Here is a 19,046-nt window from a genome sequence, read left to right on the forward strand (position 1 = left end):
CTGGAACGGCTACAAACTCCACATCAGCGAAACCTGCACCTCCGCCCCCGAGAAGGCACGCACCCACCCGAACCTGATCACGAACACCGCCACCACCCACTCCACAGTGCCGGACAGCAAGACACTCAATGCCATCCACCACGCGCTCCAGCAACGCGGCCTGATCCCCGATGAGCACTGTCTCGACTCCGGCTACGCCACCGCCGAACTCATCCACGGCTCGGTGAAGACCTACGGCATCGCACTGATCACACCAGTCCTGCTGGACACCTCCCGGCAGACCAAAGCCCAGGCAGGCTTCGCCGCAACCGACTTCACCATCGACTGGGAAGCCGAAAAGGCCACCTGCCCCGCCGGACATACCAGCACCACCTGGAACCCCGTCGTGAGCGAAGGTATCCCCAAGACCGTGGTCAGCTTCGCCGCCCTCCACTGCATCCCCTGCCCCTTCAAACCCCAGCGCACCACCGCGAAGAAGAACCGCCGCCAACTCTCCCTCCACCCCAGACAGATGACAGAGGCACTCCGGCACACCCGAACCCAGCAGAAGACCAAGGACTGGAACACCGACTACGCCCTACGCTCCGGCATCGAGGGTGTCCGGTCAACTCTTCGTTGTGAGCGCACAGTTCACCGCTCTTCTCTCGCCCGGCAGCCTCTCGCCACTCGAGTTCCTCCAGCCACGACACCATCGCCGCCACCCCCGGAATCCGGCCACCCGACACCACGACGATCGAGCAACCAGCCCCCGGTCAGCAACCACGCAGATCAAAGCTCCCTACAGAAGAGCTGCACCCAATCGAGACGATGACCAGGACCACGCTTGCCGTATCCATCCAGTTCCCCTCACGAAAGGCCGGGCCACCGCGACCCGGCACAACTTGAGAGGCCCAACCCACCGTCACCGTGTAACGGCAACACCAGATTTGCCGCAACACCCTGGCCAGCAGCTCATCACTTCGCGCACCACTCTCCAGGCACGGCCCGGCCATCCCGCTGACCTTCCATCCCAAGGACGACCGAGCCGAAGCCTTGCCCCCTGCGAAGACCCTCTGCGGCCAGTCCAGCAGTCGCTTGGCACACTATTTATGTGCACGAGGGCACCTGCCGACTGTCTCGCTACGGCACTACAGAGCCCGATAGGGCGCTCACGGCCTAGGAGTGCCCCGTCTGCCAGCGGATGCCAAGGGGCACTACCTCCTCTTGACGCGACAGGCACCTTGCGGCCGGGACACCCCAACACCGGCTACCTGCGGAAACACGCCAACCGAGGCCCTCCGCCCGCAGCTTCCCCCTGTCGCATGGGGAGCACGAGATCGCGCTCCCACCCCGAAAGGGGGTCGAGAGCCGACAAGGGGTTCTTATGCCTCTCGATGCAGAGAGCATCCGAATCGATCGGGTGACGTCGGGGGCCCCTGTTGGTGGCTACTGACTTCGGCGTCTCGGGGTCTGGATCTGTGTCGGGACCGGTGACGCGGTCCGTCTGGGCTGGTACGCCGGAGGCATGCGGTATCCGGACGGGGGCGGGCTGACCGCTGAGCAGCGCAGGCGCCGGGAAGAGGTACGGATGCGGGCCGTTGACCTCTTCGAGGAGGGTGTGGAAGTCCCGTGCATCGCCCGGGAGTTACGGGTGAGTGAGAAGTCGGTCTACCAGTGGCGCCGCACCTGGAGGACGGGCGGACGCGAGGCGCTGCGTTCCAGAGGCCCTTCCGGCTACGGCTGCCGGCTCGGCGTCCACTTGCAGGCGAAGCTCGCGATGTGGCTTGAGGAGGGGCCGGCCGCGCACGGCTGGGCGGACGACCAGGTGTGGACCGCCTCCCGAGTGCGCACGCTGATCGGGCGGAAGTTCCACCTCTCCTAATCCGTGGGTAAGAACGGTCTGCCAGATTGGGAACACGGACAAGCCGTTCGAGAAGGGCGGGACCGTGGCGTCTGGCTTGATCGGGCTCCCGAACCCTATTCCGTGCATCGGTGGGCGGTCCCGGCTCTGATGGTGGTGGCGGCCGCATGGGCGGCGGACGGACGCCTACACATCTCCAGGCCTCGACGCCTAGCTGTAGACCGTGCGACGTCTGGTGCCCTCGCGGTCACCACCACTGTCAACACCATCAGCCTGGCTACTCGTTGGTGTTGGTGGTGCGAGCCCATCGCGCGGTGACCTCTTGGTACGCCCGAGCCGATCTTCGAGCTCCCGCAGGGACCGAGGCCCGTGGGGTGCGCTGGTGCCACGAACAGCTGCTGAGGTGGCGGACCGGCCCCGAGGGCCGAGTCCTGGGATTAGGTCGCTGCGTGGTTCCGCACGAGCTCGTGACCAGCACAAACGTACAGGCAGTACCGGGAGGGACTTTGATCTACTGCGGCATCGACTGGGCAGAGAAGACGCACGACGTTGCGCTGGTTGACGACACCGGAACGCTGGTCGCCAAACGGCACATCACCGACGACGCGGCCGGCTACAGAGCCCTGCTGGACCTGCTCGCCGAGCACGGCGACACCGAGGACAACCCCATCCCGGTCGCGATCGAGACCTCCCGGGGCCTGCTGGTCGCCGTCCTGCGCACCGGCCGGCGGAAGGTCTACGCGATCAACCCGATGGCCGCCGCCCGCTACCGCGACCGCCACTCCGTCTCGCGCAAGAAGTCCGACCTGGCGACGCCCTCGTGCTGGCGAACATCCTGCGCACGGACATGCACGCCCACCGGCCTCTGCCTGACGACACCGACCTCGCCCGCGCCATCGCCGTCCTGGCCCGGGCACAGCAGGACGCCACCTGGAACCGTCAGACCATCGCCAACCAGCTCCGTTCGCTGCTACGCGAGTACTACCCCGCTGCCCTGGCCGCGGTCGAGCCATGGAAGAACGGCCTGTGCCGCCCCGAGGCCCACGCCCTGCTCAAGGCCGCCCCAACCCCAACCCGCGCGGCCCGCCTGACCCACACACAGCTCCAAGCCACCCTCAAGCGCGCCGGACGCCAGCGCGGCATCGAGGCGGACGCCGACCGGTTGCGCGAGGTCTTCCGTGCCGATTGGGCCCACCAGCCTCCGCTCGTGGAGGACGCCCTCGGCGAGCAGATGCTGGCCCTGCTGATCCAGCTGGAGGCCGCCTGCACCGCCGCCGACCGGCTCGCGAAGGCGGTGGAGGAGGTGTTCCCTCAGCACCCGGACGCTGACATCTACCTGTCCTTCCCCGGCCTCGGCGTCCTGCTTGGCGCCCGGGTGCTCGCCGAGGTCGGGGACGACCGCACCCGTTTCACCGACGCTCGCGGTCTGAAGGCATACGCCAGCTCCTCGCCCGTCACCCGCGCCTCGGGCAAGAAGTCGTCCATCACCCGCCGTTGGGTCAAGAACAACCGTCTCAACGCGGCTGGCTACCTGTGGGCATTCTCCGCTCCCAACGCCTCACCCGGCGCCAAAGCCCACTACCGCCACCGCCGCGACGACTGCGGCGACTGGCACGCCGGCGCTCAGCGTCACCTGTTCAACCGCATGATCGGCCAGCTCTACCACTGCCTCCAGCACAACGAACTGTTCGACGAACAGACCGCTTTCCCCGTCGAACTAGCCGAAGCCGCTTGACGTGCTAAACACCTGAGGTGTCTACAGCGTCTCCGGTGTGACCCGGCTGCTGCACCGGATGGGCTACAGCGTGCAGGTGCCGGACAGACCTGCCGCCGAACGCGACGAGGAAGCCGTCGCCACGTGGCGGGAGGTGACCTGGCAGGAGGTAAAACCCTCCGGGCGGCGGCCGACGCGTTCATCTGCTTCGAGGACGAAGCGGGCGTGACCGGTCGGCCGCCCAAGGGCCGCACCTGGGGCCGACGCGGGACCACCCCGAGGGTCAAGGTGTCCGGCCGCAGCCGGGGAAGGCTCTCGGTGGCCGGGCTGCTGTGCTTCCGGCCCGGCCTGCCCGCCCGCCTGTGCTACCGGCTGCCTCGGCATACCGGCCGCAAGGGCGAACGCCGCTCGCTGGGCGAGACGGACTACATCCGCCTGCTCGACGGCGCACACCAACTGCTGAAGGCCCCGCTGATCGTGGTGTGGGACCGGCTGAGCACCCACGTTTCCAAGACGATGAAGGCACTCGTGACCGAGCGGGACTGGCTGACAGTGGTCCTGCTGCCCGGATATGCGCCCGACCTCAACCCGGTGGAAGGCCTGTGGGCACACATCAAGCGGAGCCTGGCCAACCTGGCCGCCCGCACCCTCAGCGAACTGGAGACTCTGCTCCGCAGAAGGCTCAAGTCACTGCAGTACCGGCACAGCATCCTCGGCGGACTCCTCGCCGGGACGGGCCTCACTCTCGACAGACCGGACGGACCCTAATACGCCGAAGTCAGTAACCACCAAGATCGCGCAGGGGCCGACTGATTCATGCCGGCGCCGATCGCGCCGATTACGCCCTGGTCGCGCAACTCCGCGAGTGTGGGTATGACCTCCGTTGGGCACCAGCGGCCTGCCTACCTTGGAGGAGATGACGTACTCGTCACGCGGGCGGCCTCGCAGGGCGGCGCCCAGGTGGCGCCCTGCGAGGCCGAGACCGTAGTGCGGTGCGGTGTCGAAATACCGTAACCGGCTCGCCGGCCTCCGTCGCCCGGCGCAGGTCGGCGAGGGCCTGCTCGGCGACGGCCCAACGGGGTCGTTCACCGCTCCCGGGACGACGCTCGAACTGGACGCCCCGCTGGAGCGCGTTCCCGTCTTCGTCCGCGAGGGGCCCACGTCGCCGCTTTGCTCGGCTGACCTCCTGTAGAGGTAGGCATATTGATCGCCGCGAGAGGCATTCGCCCGCCACCTCCGCCCGCACGGCGACGCAGCACCTCACCCTCACCGCCGACGGGACCTTGGGCCTCCGCTGAACTGTTATCGTGCCGCCCGCCATCGCCCTGGTTGTGTCTCGGTCGTGCGGGCCTTCGAATCACGCGTCCTTCTTGATGTCGCCGTACAGTTCGACCTCGGAGAGGTCGCCGTACCAGCTTGTGGCGTTGTAGATCCGCAGGTACCGGTAGTGGTCTCCGCCCGAGGTGGACTGGTCGCTCCAGGCGTTTGCGACGGCCCCGGTGAGTGGCTTGGTGAGGTCGGTCCAGGTCTGGGCGTCGTTCGACCCCTGCACGACAATGCCGTTGGCCCGCTGCGGGTGGCTGGCCCGAGGCAGGAGCAGAACCTCCTCGGGCCGTACGGTGGCGTGCGCGCCGAAGTCGATGACGTAGTACGCGCCTGTTCCGCTGTTCAGATCGCCGTACGTGGCGGCGTCGCGGTCGAAGAGCAGGTAGCCGACCTCGTCGGCGCCCTGCCCATTGCCCGGCCACTGTTTGTCGGAGGCGGTGACGGTGGCCACCTTGGCCACATCGATGAAGTGCGCGGGATCGCCCGCGATATAGAGTTTCGATCCGTCTGTGGTGCCGTAGGCGGTCTGCCCGGCCTTGCCTTTGGCGTCGAGGTAGTCGATCGCGACCTGGATGTCGCCTGATGGCACGTTGTCGAGTTTGACCGCTGCGGTCCAGTTGACGCCGTCCGCCGAGTTCGCCTTCGCCGTCACACCTTGGACGGTGACGCTGACCTGTTGGATCGGCTTCTTCGCGGTGACCGAGACGTCGACGGTGTCGCCCTCCATGATCTTGCCCGCAATGGCCTGGCGTGAGGCGATCGAGGTGGCCTTGACCAGGTTGCCGATCTCGTGCCGTTCGCCGTAGATGTGGAACTCGGTCATCTCGAACACGTTGCGGACGATGCCGTAGAGCACGTCGGGCAGCTGTTTGAGCATCTGGACCTTGAGGAAGCGGAATTGCGCGTCGCGCAGAGCCGGGTCGACGTCAAGCGTGTTGAAGTCCTGGGTGAACTTGGTCACGCCCGGGGTCAGCCGGGTCCAGTCCTTGCCGTCGTTCGAGCCGTAGACGGCGGAGTTCGCGAGCCGGTCGGCGAAGATGTTGCTCTGGAATCCGAAGCGGGTCGCCGAGACCCGGAAGTCGGGCCCGAAGTCGAAGGTGTGGGAGAGGTTGACCGCCTGGGGGTACGAGGTCCCCGACTGGTTGTCACCGTCGACGAGATTGCCGATGTTGGCCCCGGCCGTGGAGGTGGCCACGAGCGAGGGGTAGTCGAGGCTGCCGTCCACGGCCGTGTGCGGGGAGACGAGGGTGAGACCGTCGACCGCGGTCACGAGGTGGGCCAGCGCCTCGAGGTACTTGTCGTCCGTTTCCTTCGTGCGCAAGGCCTCGGCAGCGGTAAGCGCCTGGTCGTAGGCGGTCTGGGTCTCGGAGACGTACTTGGCGTCGGCGTCGTGGCCTTTCTGGGCGAGCCTGAGCGCGTCGGAGCGATTGCGGGCGGCGGCTAGTACGACGTGGTGGCTCGCCACCGTGGTGCCGTCGGAGACTGTCACGGTGATGGTGGTGGAGCCGGCTGCGGCGGGCTTCCAGGTCAGTTGACCGGCGGAGGCGTCGAGGGTCGCCCCGGTGGGCAGTCCCTTGGCCGTGTAGGCGAGGTTTCCGGTGCCCTTGTAGTGCGCGGAGAGGTCGGCGGTGGCGGTCGCGCCCTTCCAGCCGACGACGCGGGCGGTGGAGGTGTCGTCGAAGGCCGGGGGTGTCAGTTCGTCGGCGGCGTTGGTGTTGATGTGATCGATGTCGACAGTCCCGTTGCCGGTGGCCTTGATGAACAGGATGTCGCCGATGGACTGGGGGTACATGACGTACCGCCATGTGCCGCCGGTGTCCGGCACAAGGATCGTGCGGTCGTCGTGGCGGTCGAGGCGCAGCCGGACCTCGCCGTCGGTGCGGACCCGGAATGCGAGGAGCTGCTTTTTACTCGAGCCGCTGAGGTAGGCGATCTCGGAGCCGTGGCCCGCGGCCGACATCCGCACGTAGCCGGTGTCGCCGTCGGTCCTCTGCTCGACGTCGCCGGACAGGCTGGTGTACTTGTTCTCGACCTCGAGGACGGTCGGACTGTCAGGCAGCGGCGGGACGGTTTGCCCGGCCGCCGAGGCGGGCGCGAAGAGCCAGGAGTCGCCGCCGCCGTCCACGTTGTCCCACGCGTTGCTGAGGCTGCCGCCGTAGTAGAAGAGGGGGCCGTTGCGCTTGGCGTACGCCTCGGCGAAGTACGGCGCCAGTTTCTTGACGTCCTCGCCGCGGGTGAACGCGTAGTAGTAGTAGATGTCCCAGAAGCTCGCGGTGTTGTAGCGCCCGCGGTAGGCGTACGAGATGTGGTTGTAGGTGTCGCGGATGGTGCCGTCAGGCGAAATGGCGTAGGCCATCGGAGTCCACGGGGTGTCATGGCCGAGCATGTATCGCCAGAAGTAGTTGGCCGCGGCGAGGATCCGGTTGTCGAGGAACTCGTAGGGACCGACTGCGTTCGCAGCCTTGGAGATGGTGCCGTCGACGGGGTCGACCTTCGTCTGCTGCGCCAGGAGCATGCGGGAGATGATCGCCGCGTTGGTGAGGTCGCCGCCGCCGTGGGCCTGGTCGCGTCCCATCTCGGTGTGCTGGACGTGCGGGTTCTTGATCGGCTTGCCGGTGGCGTCGTTGGTGTCGACCCATCGGAACAGCCGCGCGATCGAGCCGTTGAAGCCCTGGTCCTTGGCGGTGGCGTTGACGGTGAACCATTCGACCGACCGCTTGTAGAGGGCGGTGTCGTCCATGAAGATGGCTCCGGCCATCGCGCCCATGAGCGGGTAGCTGTGCTGGTTCATGAAGTGGTTGTTGTCGTTCTGGAAGGTCTTGATGACCGGGACGACAAGGTTGTCGGTGAACGCCCGCGTGTCCGCGTCGGTCCAGGGGTACGCCTCGTCGGCGCACGAGGTGTAGCGCAGCAGCTCGGCGGCGGAGACCATGCGGTTGAGGGGGATGCCGGTGTGAATGTGCGAGTCGGTGAAGTACTCGTACTTGGCGGGGTCCATCTGCTCCCAGATGCGGATGACGTCGAGAGCGTTCTTGCGGTAGACCTCCTCACCGGTGAGCACGTAGAGGATCGCCTGCGTGTAGGACTTGAGGCCGTCGGCGATGAAGCGGCCGTTGAAACTCTGGCTGTTGAACGCGTCGGAGGCAGGCTTGGTCGGGTCGGCGCTGCTCCGGTTCGACGACGTCACGCCGGTCCCGGCCGCTGACGACCGCTGCATCGCGTGGAAGGACGAGGTCCAGGGTTCGGCGCCCGCGGCGATCTGCCGACGGGCGTTCTCAAGGGTCGGTTTTGTCAGGCCGACGCCGGGGTGGGAAAACCCCTGCGCGCTGACGGTGGACTTGAACGTCACGGCGCACGTGCCGAGATCCTGCGCGGCGGCCGGCCGGCCTACCGTGAAGAGGAGTCCGGTGATGAGCAGGAGCGTTGCGGCGAACGCGCCGAGTCGTCGGACACGAGCGCCCGCGGCGGCTGGAGACGGATTCACAAGAAGCACCTTCTTGCTCGGGCGGGAGATTCGAAGGAGGAGTTCGGTGACGAGCGGGAGCCCTGCGGCGAATGTGTCGACACGTGCCGCAGAGCATCAAGTAACGGATCGACCATCACGAAGGGGATGTTCTGCCGTTCGAGGCATTGGGACCGGGATGCAGCCAGTCCGGCGAGGTCGAACAGCGCACCGGAGGATCCGCGCCCGGCGAGTCTGTGCAACCACCGGTCATCGAACCCTGCTCCGCTCGAACGAGCGAGTGCTGCCGAGACGACCAGGTCGTAGCCGGCCTCATCGGCGGCGATCTCCGCTCCACGCAGCACGGCGCCCGATCGCGGCCCGTCCAGGCAGGTCAGCATCATGTCCACCTGCGAGATGTGGGTACCCGCTGCCACGGCTCGCGGCCTGCGAGCGTAGCCGAGCCGGCTCAGCGCCTCCGTCACGCGGCGGCGGGTGTCCGGTGCGACGTCCTCGCGACCGTTGACCACCTTGGAGACCGTCGGCACGGACACCCGTGCCGCCCGTTCGACGGTCGCGAGGGTGGGGCCCGCGGAATTGCGCCTGCGCGTCATCGAGTACCTCCATCCGAGCCCTCACCAGGGAACCAGGAGCCGGCCGTTACGTGCGCCGGGCGGACAGCGGGGTCACTTCAGGCTGCCGAGCGTGACCCCCGAACGCCAGTAGCGCTGCATCGAGACCATGAGGATCACCATCGGGATCAGCGAGATGATCGATCCGACCACCACCATGCCGGTGAGGTCGACCGAGCTGTCCGTCTTCACCTTCAGCCAGGAATACAGGCCGAGCATGACCGTCCACTTGGTGCTGCTGCGCAGGAAGACCAGTGGCCCGAAGAACGAGTTCCACATGCCGACGAAGCCGAGGATGAAGATGGTCGCCGCGCCGGTGGACATCAGGCGGGCGCCGATCGTGAAGAAGATCCGGTACTCCCCCGCGCCGTCGATACGTGCCGCCTCCAGCAGCTCACGCGGGATCGCTCCCTCCGCGTACACCTTGGCGAGGTAGACGGAAAAGGCGTTGAAGAAGCTCGGGAGGATGATCGCCGACGGGGTGTCGACGAGGCTCAGGTCGGTGAAGAGCAGGAACGAGGGAATGGTCAGCAGGGCGCCCGGGATCAGGAACGACCCGATGATGCAGCCCATCAGGAATCCGCGGCCCTTGAAGTCGTACATGGCAAGGGCGTAGCCGCAGGCCACACAGATCAGGGTCATACCGGCGGTGCCCACGAACCCGTAGATCAGCGTGTTCCGCATCCAGGTGAGGAAGATGCCGTCCTGGTAGGTGAACAGCTGCCGCAGGTTGCTCCAGAAGTGGATGTTCGAGAACCACAGGCCGTTGGTGGTGTAGAGGTCCCGCTGGCTCTTGGTCGCCGAGACGATCAGCCACCAGACAGGGGCAAGCGAGTAGATCAGGAAGAGAACCAGACCGGTGATGACGAGTGCTTTGGTACGGGTGGCCTGGTGGGGCTGGCCGACCTCGCTGCGCCGCCGGATCGGCCTCGTGGCGGCCGGCTTCGGTGCGACGGCACGGCCGTTCGTCCTGTTCATGGTCGTGGTCATGAGGTGGGCGCCTTGTTCGTGAGCCGGTAGAAGATCGCCGAGGTGATGCCGACGACGAGCGCGAGGATGATCGACAGGGCGGCTGCGTAGTGGAACTCGCCCTGGTTGAAGGCCCAGTCGTAGATGTCCATGATCGGAGTGAAGTCACGGGTGACTGTTTCAGGCGTCATCGACCGGAACAGCACGGGATCGCTGAATATCTGCAGGGTTCCGATGATGCTGAGCACACTGGTCAGCACCAGGGATCTGCGGATCAGCGGCACCTTGATCGACCAGGCGATACGCCACTCCGACGCCCCGTCGATGCGGGCGCTGTCATAGATCTCGGTTGGCAGCGCCCGCAGCGCGGAGTACACGATGAGCATGTTGAAGCCGATGCTGCTCCATGCGATCAGATTGCCGATGGAGATCCAGATCATGGAGCCGCTGTAGAAGTCGGCGCTGATTCCGAGGTGTTTGAAGAACGGCGTCAGCGGTCCCACTGTCGGGCTGTAGATGTAGATCCAGATGAGTGTCGCGACGATGCCGGGGATCATGTAGGGGATGAGGAGCGCGATCCGGAATCGGTTGGCGACTCGTTGTGACGCCGCGTCGAGGAGCAGCGCGAGTCCCACGGCGGCCACTTGGATCAGCGGGATGCTGATCGCTGCGAAGAGGGCGACCCGGCCCATACCGCCCCAGAAATGGGTGTCCTGGAGCCCCTTCGTGAAGTTGTCGATTCCGACGAACTCGACGGTCTTGGCGCCGAATCCCAGGCCTGAGCTCTGCTCCCGGTACAGGCTCTTCTTGATCGCCATGACGATCGGCGTCACGGTGAAGAGCCCGAACCCGAGGAAGAAAGGCACGGTGAGGGAGGCGCCCTTGAGCGCCATCACTCTGCGCCAGCGCAGACGCGGCGCGCGGGGCGGCTGCTGCTCGACGACGGTCATGTGTGTCAGCCCTCGACGTTGATGTTCTTGGACTTCAGGTCGGCGACCGTGTACTTCTGCATGTGCTCAAGCGCCTGCCGGACTGTGATCTTCTTGGTGACGATCTTCGCCCACTGGTCCTGGAGTTCGGCGAACACGCCGGTGTAGTTCGGCCCGACCACCCAGGAGTCCTTGGCACTGGCGACCGCCTTGAGTATCACGGGCTTCGCCTTGGACCGGTGCGGCCCGAAGAGCTTGGGCGGGACGGCGGCGTCCACCCACGGCGACGGGTCGGGGATCGCGCCGGGCCAGATGTACTGCTTGATGTCCTTCCGGTACGAGGCGTTGATCGCGTCCTTGGAGGTGTTCAGCCAGACACCGGCCTCCGTGGCCTCCTTCAGGTGAGCGCAGCCCTTCGGCACGAGCATGCCGCTGTTGGCGTTGTGCGCCTGTGTGGTGAACGATGTCGCGTCGGAGAACTGCGGGTAGTCGATCGGCTCCCAGTCCCCGAGCGTCTTCTTGTAGTTCAGTTCGTAGTTGGCCAGCTGCCAGGTCTGGGTCGGCAGGGAGACCATCTTTCCGGAGTCGAAGTAGCTGATGAGCGCCGGCCGGTCGGAGTACGTCTGGTTGGCGACGATGTCGTTGTCCACCAACTGCTGGACGATGTTGGCGGACTTGAGGGACTCAGGAGACAGGAAGTCCACCTTCCACTTGTCCCCCTCCTGCTTGTACCAGGAGCCGCCGGCCTGCTGGACCAGGTTGACCAGGGTCGACGGGTCTTCGCCGGCCAGATTCATCACGTAGATGCCGTGCTTCTTGAACTTCTTGCCGGCCGCGATGACATCGTCCCAGGTCTTGGGGGGCTTGATGCCGTACTTGTCGTAGACCTTCCGGTTGATCACCATGAACGAGGGGTTGAAGCCGGTCGGGATCGCGTAGTCCCTGCCCCCGGCCCGGACGGCGGGAACCGCCGCCGGGATGAAGAGCCCCTTCTTGACGTAAGGCTCCAGGTACTCGGTGATGTCGGCGAGCAGTCCCTCACCGACCAGGCCCGGGATCTCCCCGAGGTTCTTGGTCAGGCACGGGACGTCCTTGCCCGAGGCGACGGCGTTGCGGAGGTTGGCCATCGATCCCGGGCCGTCGGCCTGCCTGACCAGCTTGATCTTGATGTCCTTGTGGGTCGCGTTGAACTTGGCGGCAACCGGCTCAGTGGCCTTGGCATCGTCCCAGGTCCACCACGTGATGGTGACCGGGCCGTTTGCGCTCGAGTCGCTACCACCGCCTCCGCCGCAGGCGACCAGGGTCGCGGACAGCGCCATCGCGGTGGCGGAGGCCAGTACGACCTTCTTGCGGTTCATGAAAACCCTCCCAGGGTCCGGGCATGAATGACGACTCGATCGGCTGCCCGGCCGTGCGTGCCGGAGCGGAACCTGCACAGAAATCGCTCTCTACGGAAGCTAGGTGCTCGTCGCCCCCCGAAGCAAGATGTCGGGCAGGAAAATCCTCTGTTAAGAGGCACTGTCCGCCCCGCGTTGGGCCAGTCCACAGCCACGAAGACGGGGTCCGGAGCAAGTTTTTAAAGATATCGTTTACTACGCATCCAGGACTCGACACGCCTCGCGCAGGCCGGACGGGTCATCGGACGGAGGTCCGGGTGGAGTCCCGGACGACGACATGTGTGCCGACGACCTGGTGCTGGCTCCCGAGGAACTCCTCACGGTGCAGGGCCAGGCGTACCGCGGCACCAGTTCCTCGTGCGGAACGTGGACCGTGATGAGTGCCGGGTACACGTCGAGCACTGTCTTGATGTCGTATCGCGCCGGCCGCAACAATGTCGGTGGCCGCGAACATCGCGTCGAAGTCTGCGCGGGAGGCGAGCAGCCCACGCACCGCCGATAGCTCCGACTGCGGGAGAAGAGGCCGTCCACGGTCAGTGCAGGGTCGTGGCACAGGCCCAGTGCCTCGTTGGCGCGGCCAAAGCCACTGATGCGCCGGGCGCTGGTGGAAAGCCCCTGCACCCGGCCCAGGTAGCTCACCCGGCGGCGCCCGGAACTGAGCAGGTGCGTGGTCAAGGCGACGGCGCCGCCCTCGTTGTCGTAGTCCACGACCGTGGCGGGCACCCCGTCCCCAAGCGGCAGTTACTCGGCGCCGACCGCCGCCGCGGCGGTGACCAGGGGGTGGCAGTGCACCAATGTTGGGGTCGCCCATCAGGCAGTGCATGAAGTCGTTGAAGACGACTGGCAGTTCCGCGTTGTCGGTGCGGGCGCCAGACCGTGCGGCGGTACCGGGTCAGCGCCGCCAGTGCGGTGTCGCGGTCGGCCTTGACGGCCAACGTGGCGGTGACCGAGGCGAACGTCTCCCTCGGGGCCAGCGACAGCGACCACTGGTGCTCGCGGTCGGTGAGGCCGACCAGCAGGACGTGCCGGTCGTCGTGCCGGTCGGCCAGCTCCGCGTGCCAGGAGCCGTTGCGGTCGATCTGCCAGGCGAGCACGCCGACCGGGCCTCCAGCCACGCCATGGACAGTAGCTCGGACGACGGCTACGACCCGGTACTGGTCAGCGCGAGGCGGTCTTGGAGCCGGTCTGCCCGGAGCGGGCCATCCCGACGTCCACCAGTCCCGCCTCGGCCGGCGGCGTCCCCACCCAGCGGTACTCCCCGCTCCACGGGTTCGCGGCACGGCACAGCGAGAGCCGGTGCTGCCACCGAGTACGGGTGCCCAGCAGCGAGGCCACGCCGCCCAGCACGAACGACGAGACGTTCTCGATCCGCAGCTGCCTGCTGCCCGCCGTCAGCTCGCCCAAGCATCGCACCACCGGCAGCTCCCCGTGAGCAGGTAGTGGACCGAGACCCGCAGATCGGTCTCGGTCGTGCAGATGGACTGCCAGATGCCCGGCCTCGGCCACATGGTGCTCGTAGCGCAGCCGGGCCCCGACCGCGGAGTCGGCATACCGTTTGCCCGAGGTCCCGACCCGGCCGTGACCCGTGACCTCCACCTCGACGAGCGGAGCGCTGCATGGCTCTCGGTCGACCCGTTCAGGCCGAGCAGACGCACGTGGCCTCGGGAGATATCCCGAAGTGCAGGCTCAGGACGCCGTTACCCCATTTCTCGATCGCCGCCTGCCCTTTCTCCAGCCGTCGGCGGCGTCACTCGGCCGCCGGTATCGGAGCGCCCGCGGAGTGCAGGTACTCCGGGTTCGCGAAGTCCTCACCGCGTGCGAACCTGATCACCTCGTCGACCACGTGCTCTCCCATCCGGCACAGTTCGTTGCCGACGGAACCGGCCATGTGCGGGGTGAGGAAGACGTTGTCCAGGTCGTAGAGCGGGTGGTCGGCGGGCAGTACCTCGGGGTGGGTGACGTCGAGGATCGCGTTGAGGCGCCCTGCGGCGAGTTCGGCGAGCAGCGCGTCCTGGTCGATCACCGCCCCCCGGGCGCTGTTGATGACCGTCGCACCATCCGGCAGCAGCGTCAGCAGCTCGGCCGTGATCATGCCTCTCGTCTCGGGCAGCAGCGGAGCATGCACCGAGACGACGTCGACCGACCGCATGAGTTCGGGAAGGCCGACCAGGTGTACGCCGAGAAGTGCGGCCTCCTCGACGGACAGGTACGGGTCTGCCACGACGATCCTGAGGTCGGTGCTCCGCCGCAGGCGCTCGATGACGAGCCGGCCGATGCGTGAGGCACCGATCAGCCCCACCGTCCGCCGGTAGTTGCCCGCGTCGGGGAAGACCGCCTCGCGGTCGATAAAGTCCCTGCGCGAGCGGTACAGCCTGGCGGATTCGAAGATCCGCTTTCCGGCCAGAAGGATCATGGCAACGCTGTACTCGGCTACCGGAACAGCGTTGGCGGCGCCGGCGTTGGCGAAGCGCAGCCGTTTGGTGAGCACCGAATCGGCATGCAGCGGCGGCAGGGCGGAGCCTGCGGCGCTGACCACCGCAGCGAGCCGAGGAGCACAGGCGAGGACGTCGGCGTCCAGCGGGGGGCACCCCCACCCGGTGAGCAGGACGTCGGTGTCGGCGAGTTCGGCGCGCGAGGACGGGGAGGCGAACTCGGTGAGGATCTGCGACGACACCTTCACGGCCCCTTCCAAGCGGCGCCGGACGGCATCGGGAAAGAGATGGTCCGCCAGGCCGGGTGGAGACATCGCGAGGGTGCAGCGGATGTCCGAGGTGGCTCGACGGCGTTGCTGCAGATTCATGAGTTAACGTTTTCTCTCAGAAAATCGCATGACGGGGAGACGTCGGATAGTAAGCGATTGCTACGCCCGAGACTACGGAACCCGGAACGAGCTGGCAAGCATGCCGCCGGTTCCCTCGGGCAGCCGTCCGGCGCCGGCCACCGCCCTCGGGGCGGACCCCCGTCCCCGGCCGGATGACGGCCGCACTGATCGAGGGCGCTTGCTGTGCAGTACTTTCAGAGTGTGACGAAGACAAACGGCGACGGCGACCGCGAGCGGTCCGACAAGACGGTCCGCGGTGGAAAAGGTCCGAAGAAAACGTTCCCCGTGGCGAAGGAGGGGCCGCAGCGCCGCGCGACCCTGAGCGACGTCGCACAGATGGCGGGCGTGTCGAACGCCACCGTCTCGCGTGTCCTCGCCGACAACTACCCGGTCTCCGTGACCACGAAGAACCGGGTGATGCGCGCGGTCCGCCAGCTCGACTACGTCGTCAACGCCCAGGCCCGGGCCCTGCAGGCGGGTGCCAGCCGCACCATCGCCTTCGTCCTGCACGACATCACCGGGCCGTCCTTCGCCGAGGCCGCGGCCGGAGTCGAGGAGGAGGCCGCCCGCCACGGCCGGCTGTGCGTCGTCTGCACCACAAATGGCAGCCGGGAGCGCCAGTCGAAGGTCATCGACCTCATGCGTGCGCAGGGTGCCGAGGCGGTGATCCTCATCGGCGGGGCCGACAACGACGAGGAGTCGCACAGCCGACTGGTGGCCTACGCCCGGTCCCTTGCCGCGGCCGGCTCCCGACTGGTGTTGTGCGGCTGCCCACCGCCCAGGGAGCCCCTGCCGGTGACCGTTATCGACTACGACAACGAGGCGGGCGCCTACGCGGCCACCGCCCATCTGCTCTCGCAGGGCCACCGGCGGATTCTCTTCGTCGGCAAGGGAGAGGGATACACCACCTCGGAGGCACGGTTCGCCGGGTACCTGCGGGCGCTGACCTCCTTCGGCATCGAACCGGACCCCGCGTTGCAGGTGGTCGTCGACTTCAGCCGCGCGGCAAGCGTGCGCGCGATGCGGGAGGTCCTCGCCCGCCAGCTCGCGTTCACCGCCGTCTTCGCCGCCTCCGACATGACCGCGGCAGGGTGCATGCAGGTCCTGCGCGAGCAGGGCAGGAAGGTTCCCGAGGACGTCTCCGTGGTCGGCTACGACGACATCCCGATGGCGATCGACATGACCCCCCGGCTTACCACCGTGCACGTTCCCTACCGGGAGCTCGGCCGGGCCGCCGTCCGACACGTCATGGAACTGGACCCGGCGGCGCGCCAGGACGTCGACTACGTCGTGCTGGGAACCCATCTCATGGTGCGGGAGTCGGTCGCACCGCCAACTGTCGAGGCGACCTGAGACACAGTCAACCGGCGAGCGGTTCCACGGCGAAGGACATCGGTCCTGCAGCGAGCCGCCTGGCCGGACCACCCGATCGCCGCAGTGCCCCTGCCCTTGCCGTGTCGCTTGCCGAAAACCCCATCCGCGCTGACGGGAAGCGGTGAGCGGGTTGTTCGGACTTCGACGGCGATCGCTTGATCCTACCCTCTCGCGTGGGTATCGATCGCGCGGAATGATGTTCGGTCGTGCTGCTGCGACTGGGCTACCTGGCTGTGACTCACGCGTTCGCGATGCTCCGCCTGCTGCCTACGAGCGACCTGTGGGACTCTGTCGCCCGATTCGGTCGACCTGGCCCAACCGGTAGGCCGCTGACGCTGAATGCTCAGGTCACGCTGATCGAATCAGGCCTCACCGCGAATCGGGCGACAGAGTCCCACAGGTACTGCGCCTGATACCGAAGGGGCCGCCCAGGCGAGATGCCTGTGCGTGCGCCACGCCGCGCCCCCGCGATCCGTGTGCGGCTCAGCGCGTCCGGAGCGTCGCCAGATAGGTGGACACCAGTGTGCGGGCCCAGTCGGCGGAGGCAGGCTCGGGGGTGAAAATGGCGCGGTAGTAGAGCGGGCCGAGGAGGAAGTCCGCCGCGGTCTCCACGTCGAGTGCCGTCCCCCCGCGGTCCTGTTCGCGCCGGATGATCGCGCCGAGCTGGCGGTGGCGGTCCTCGACGCAGGCGCAGCCGCCCGCCGGGCCGGAGCCGATGGTCGCCCGCATGAGGGCGAGCGTGTCCGGGTCGGCGACGTCGGTGGCCACATCGGCGAGCCAGCGCTGGAGGTCGCCGGCGAGGGAGCCGGAGTCGGGGACGACCAGGTCGCCGGTGAAGCGGCTGGTGGCGACGTCGTTGAGTAGCTGGGCGGCGGACCCCCAGCGCCGGTACAAGGTGGTGGGGTGCACGCCGGCGCGCGCGGCCACGGCCGGCAGGGTCAGGGTCTCCGCATCCTCCTCGGCGAGGAGTTCTGCGACGGCACGGTGGACGGCCGCCCGCACCTTCGCGGAGCGGCCGCCGGGACGTACCTGGGTCGACGAATCAGCCATGGGGAAATTATCGCACTGATCATTGCGTTAGTGGTAGCGTCCTAAACGCATTGATCACTGCTTTTGGAGTCGCGTCGTGTCCGGTCCCGCCCCGTCCCAGCTCCAGCCCTCCCCGCCGCCCACCGCCCGGGTGGCGCCACCGCAGGAGAGGCGACGACGGCTGAGCCGTCCCGTCGCCTTCGCCTCCCTCGCGGTCGTCTTCGTGCTGTTCATGGCCGCCTCCAGCGCGCCCTCCCCGCTCTATGTCGTCTACCAGCAGGAATGGCACTTCTCCGCCACCACCCTTACCACGGTCTTCGCCGTCTACGTGCTCGGCATGATCGGGGCGCTGCTCGTCCTCGGCGCCCTCTCCGACCACCTCGGCCGCCGTCCGGTCCTGCTCTCCGCGATCGCCCTCGAAGCGGTCTCGATGGTCCTGTTCCTCACCGCGGGCAACGTCGGCCTGCTGCTGACGGCACGCTTCATCCAGGGCATCGCCACCGGGGCCGCCATGACCACGCTCGGCGCCGCCCTGTCCGACCTCAACCCCGCACACGCCCCGCACCGGGCGGGCCTCGTCACGGGCACCGCACCCACCTTCGGACTCGGACTGGGCTCGCTCGGATGCGGGCTCCTCATCGAGTACGGGCCACACCCCACCCGTCTCGTCTACGTGCTGCTGCTCCTCGCCCTCGTGGTGGCCGGCGCCCTCCTGTCGGCCCTGCCCGAGACCTCGCTGCGCCGCCCCGGCGCCGCCCGCTCGCTCCAGCCCCGCCTGCGGATCGCCCCCCACCTGCGGGCCGACCTGCTGAGCCTGGTCCCGATCCTCATCGCGAGCTGGGCGCTCGGCGGCCTCTACCTCTCCCTCGGCCCGTCCGTCGCCGTCGGCCTGTTCGGCCTCTCCAGCCACGTCATCGGCGGACTCGTGGTCACCCTGCTCACCGGCCCGGCCTTCGTCACCGCCCTCGCCCTGCGCAGCTGGCCCGTCGGACGGACCCTCGCCGTCAGCGCGACCCTGCTCCTCGTCGGCACGGCCGTCGCCCTGACCGGTGTGGAGGAGCACTCCCTGACCGCGGCTGCGCTCGGAACCGCGATCGCGGGCGTCGGCTTCGGCGGCTCCGCCCTCGCCAGCTTCGGCACCCTGGCCCGGATAGCCCGCCCCGCCGAACGCAGCGAGCTGCTCTCCGTCGCCTTCGTCATCTCCTACCTGGCCTTCAGCATCCCGGCCGTGATCGCCGGCATCGCCGCCACGCACGCCGGTCTGCAGGACACGTTCGTCACCTACGCGGCGACGGTCGCCGCCCTCTGCGCCCTCGCCCTGCTCGCCCAGCGCCTGCGCGCGACCCGCACCCCCGCGACCGGAGGTGTTCCCCAGGCGTGAGGAACCTGAGGGGTGTCAATATTCCGATCAGGCCGCTGAGCTGGGCTCTTCCGGTGGACGGTGACACAGCCGGGGCGACATGGTGTGGTACTCGTTGATCAGTCCGCCAAGTACCTGGCGACGCCTGACCGCGGCAGCGGGCAGGGGGATGACGTTCGGGTCGTCGTCGGGCGCTCGTAGGCCGCGGCTGCG

Annotated in this window: 15 protein-coding genes and 2 pseudogenes; 8 read left to right on the forward strand and 9 right to left on the reverse strand. The window is 67.6% G+C overall.

Annotated elements, in window-relative coordinates:
* From ACFV2X_RS53760 to ACFV2X_RS53780, 5 genes and pseudogenes are all read left to right on the forward strand, one after another.
* The coding region (locus tag ACFV2X_RS53760) for a transposase (protein ID WP_385631225.1) at positions 1–811 on the forward strand (811 nt) is incomplete at its 5' end.
* Positions 812–1,504: 693 nt separating this feature from the next.
* Positions 1,505–1,861, forward strand: coding sequence for a helix-turn-helix domain-containing protein (locus ACFV2X_RS53765; protein WP_385631226.1), 357 nt, complete (start codon positions 1,505–1,507; stop codon positions 1,859–1,861).
* Positions 1,862–2,346: 485 nt separating this feature from the next.
* A pseudogene (locus ACFV2X_RS53770) lies at positions 2,347–3,575 on the forward strand (IS110 family transposase).
* A gap of 58 nt (positions 3,576–3,633) precedes the next feature.
* A complete protein-coding gene (locus tag ACFV2X_RS53775) occupies positions 3,634–3,783 on the forward strand; it encodes a winged helix-turn-helix domain-containing protein (RefSeq protein WP_385631253.1) in 150 nt (49 codons plus the stop codon).
* Positions 3,780–4,322, forward strand: a complete 543-nt coding sequence (locus tag ACFV2X_RS53780) for a transposase (RefSeq protein ID WP_385631229.1) — start codon at positions 3,780–3,782, stop codon at positions 4,320–4,322. The genes ACFV2X_RS53775 and ACFV2X_RS53780 overlap by 4 nt, the downstream gene beginning before the upstream one ends.
* A 35-nt stretch (positions 4,323–4,357) precedes the next feature.
* Here the strand turns inward: ACFV2X_RS53780 and ACFV2X_RS53785 are convergent.
* Positions 4,358–4,568: pseudogene (locus ACFV2X_RS53785) on the reverse strand (hypothetical protein); the annotation flags it as partial.
* Between ACFV2X_RS53785 and ACFV2X_RS53790 the strand changes: the two are divergent.
* On the forward strand, positions 4,552–4,746 hold the full coding sequence (locus ACFV2X_RS53790) for a hypothetical protein (RefSeq protein ID WP_385631255.1): 195 nt from the start codon (positions 4,552–4,554) through the stop codon (positions 4,744–4,746). The pseudogene ACFV2X_RS53785 and the gene ACFV2X_RS53790 overlap by 17 nt on opposite strands.
* A gap of 165 nt (positions 4,747–4,911) precedes the next feature.
* Here ACFV2X_RS53790 and ACFV2X_RS53795 read toward each other — a convergent pair whose 3' ends face one another.
* The 7 genes from ACFV2X_RS53795 to ACFV2X_RS53825 form a co-directional block, all read right to left on the reverse strand.
* Entirely contained in the window at positions 4,912–8,364 is a 3,453-nt protein-coding gene (locus ACFV2X_RS53795; protein WP_385631232.1) for a putative Ig domain-containing protein, read from the reverse strand.
* Entirely contained in the window at positions 8,361–8,936 is a 576-nt protein-coding gene (locus ACFV2X_RS53800; RefSeq protein ID WP_385631235.1) for a LacI family DNA-binding transcriptional regulator, read from the reverse strand. The genes ACFV2X_RS53795 and ACFV2X_RS53800 overlap by 4 nt, the downstream gene beginning before the upstream one ends.
* Positions 8,937–9,008: 72 nt before the next feature.
* Positions 9,009–9,944 (reverse strand): carbohydrate ABC transporter permease, encoded by a 936-nt coding sequence (locus ACFV2X_RS53805; RefSeq protein ID WP_385631237.1) that lies wholly within the window; start codon positions 9,942–9,944, stop codon positions 9,009–9,011.
* Positions 9,941–10,873, reverse strand: coding sequence for a carbohydrate ABC transporter permease (locus tag ACFV2X_RS53810; protein ID WP_385631239.1), 933 nt, complete (start codon positions 10,871–10,873; stop codon positions 9,941–9,943). Before ACFV2X_RS53810 ends, ACFV2X_RS53805 begins: the two co-directional genes overlap by 4 nt.
* 5 nt (positions 10,874–10,878) lie before the next feature.
* A complete protein-coding gene (locus ACFV2X_RS53815) occupies positions 10,879–12,210 on the reverse strand; it encodes an ABC transporter substrate-binding protein (protein ID WP_385631242.1) in 1,332 nt (443 codons plus the stop codon).
* 1,197 nt (positions 12,211–13,407) lie between these two features.
* Positions 13,408–13,845, reverse strand: a complete 438-nt coding sequence (locus tag ACFV2X_RS53820; protein WP_385631244.1) for a hypothetical protein — start codon at positions 13,843–13,845, stop codon at positions 13,408–13,410.
* A gap of 151 nt (positions 13,846–13,996) precedes the next feature.
* A complete protein-coding gene (locus ACFV2X_RS53825; protein ID WP_385631247.1) occupies positions 13,997–15,049 on the reverse strand; it encodes a hydroxyacid dehydrogenase in 1,053 nt (350 codons plus the stop codon).
* 222 nt (positions 15,050–15,271) lie between these two features.
* Between ACFV2X_RS53825 and ACFV2X_RS53830 the strand changes: the two genes are divergently transcribed.
* Positions 15,272–16,423 (forward strand): LacI family DNA-binding transcriptional regulator, encoded by a 1,152-nt coding sequence (locus ACFV2X_RS53830; RefSeq protein WP_385631248.1) that lies wholly within the window; start codon positions 15,272–15,274, stop codon positions 16,421–16,423.
* Between the two features lie 504 nt (positions 16,424–16,927).
* Here the strand turns inward: ACFV2X_RS53830 and ACFV2X_RS53835 are convergent.
* Positions 16,928–17,494 (reverse strand): TetR/AcrR family transcriptional regulator, encoded by a 567-nt coding sequence (locus ACFV2X_RS53835; protein WP_385631250.1) that lies wholly within the window; start codon positions 17,492–17,494, stop codon positions 16,928–16,930.
* Between the two features lie 76 nt (positions 17,495–17,570).
* On the opposite strand from ACFV2X_RS53835, the gene ACFV2X_RS53840 reads away from it, so the two are divergent.
* Complete coding sequence (locus ACFV2X_RS53840; protein WP_385631252.1) at positions 17,571–18,854, forward strand: MFS transporter; 1,284 nt, start codon at positions 17,571–17,573, stop codon at positions 18,852–18,854.
* Positions 18,855–19,046 lie beyond the last annotated feature (192 nt).

The sequence above is a fragment of the Streptomyces sp. NPDC059679 genome (assembly GCF_042734105.1).
Classification (GTDB): domain Bacteria; phylum Actinomycetota; class Actinomycetes; order Streptomycetales; family Streptomycetaceae; genus Streptomyces.

Bases quoted from the DNA above. Each gene is read 5' to 3' on its own strand.
- ACFV2X_RS53765 (WP_385631226.1), top strand. From the start codon at position 1,505: ATGCGGTATCCGGACGGGGGCGGGCTGACCGCTGAGCAGCGCAGGCGC.
- ACFV2X_RS53775 (WP_385631253.1), top strand. From the start codon at position 3,634: ATGGGCTACAGCGTGCAGGTGCCGGACAGACCTGCCGCCGAACGCGAC.
- ACFV2X_RS53800 (WP_385631235.1), bottom strand. From the start codon at position 8,936: ATGACGCGCAGGCGCAATTCCGCGGGCCCCACCCTCGCGACCGTCGAA.
- ACFV2X_RS53805 (WP_385631237.1), bottom strand. From the start codon at position 9,944: ATGACCACGACCATGAACAGGACGAACGGCCGTGCCGTCGCACCGAAG.
- ACFV2X_RS53810 (WP_385631239.1), bottom strand. From the start codon at position 10,873: ATGACCGTCGTCGAGCAGCAGCCGCCCCGCGCGCCGCGTCTGCGCTGG.
- ACFV2X_RS53815 (WP_385631242.1), bottom strand. From the start codon at position 12,210: ATGAACCGCAAGAAGGTCGTACTGGCCTCCGCCACCGCGATGGCGCTG.
- ACFV2X_RS53825 (WP_385631247.1), bottom strand. From the start codon at position 15,049: ATGAATCTGCAGCAACGCCGTCGAGCCACCTCGGACATCCGCTGCACC.
- ACFV2X_RS53835 (WP_385631250.1), bottom strand. From the start codon at position 17,494: ATGGCTGATTCGTCGACCCAGGTACGTCCCGGCGGCCGCTCCGCGAAG.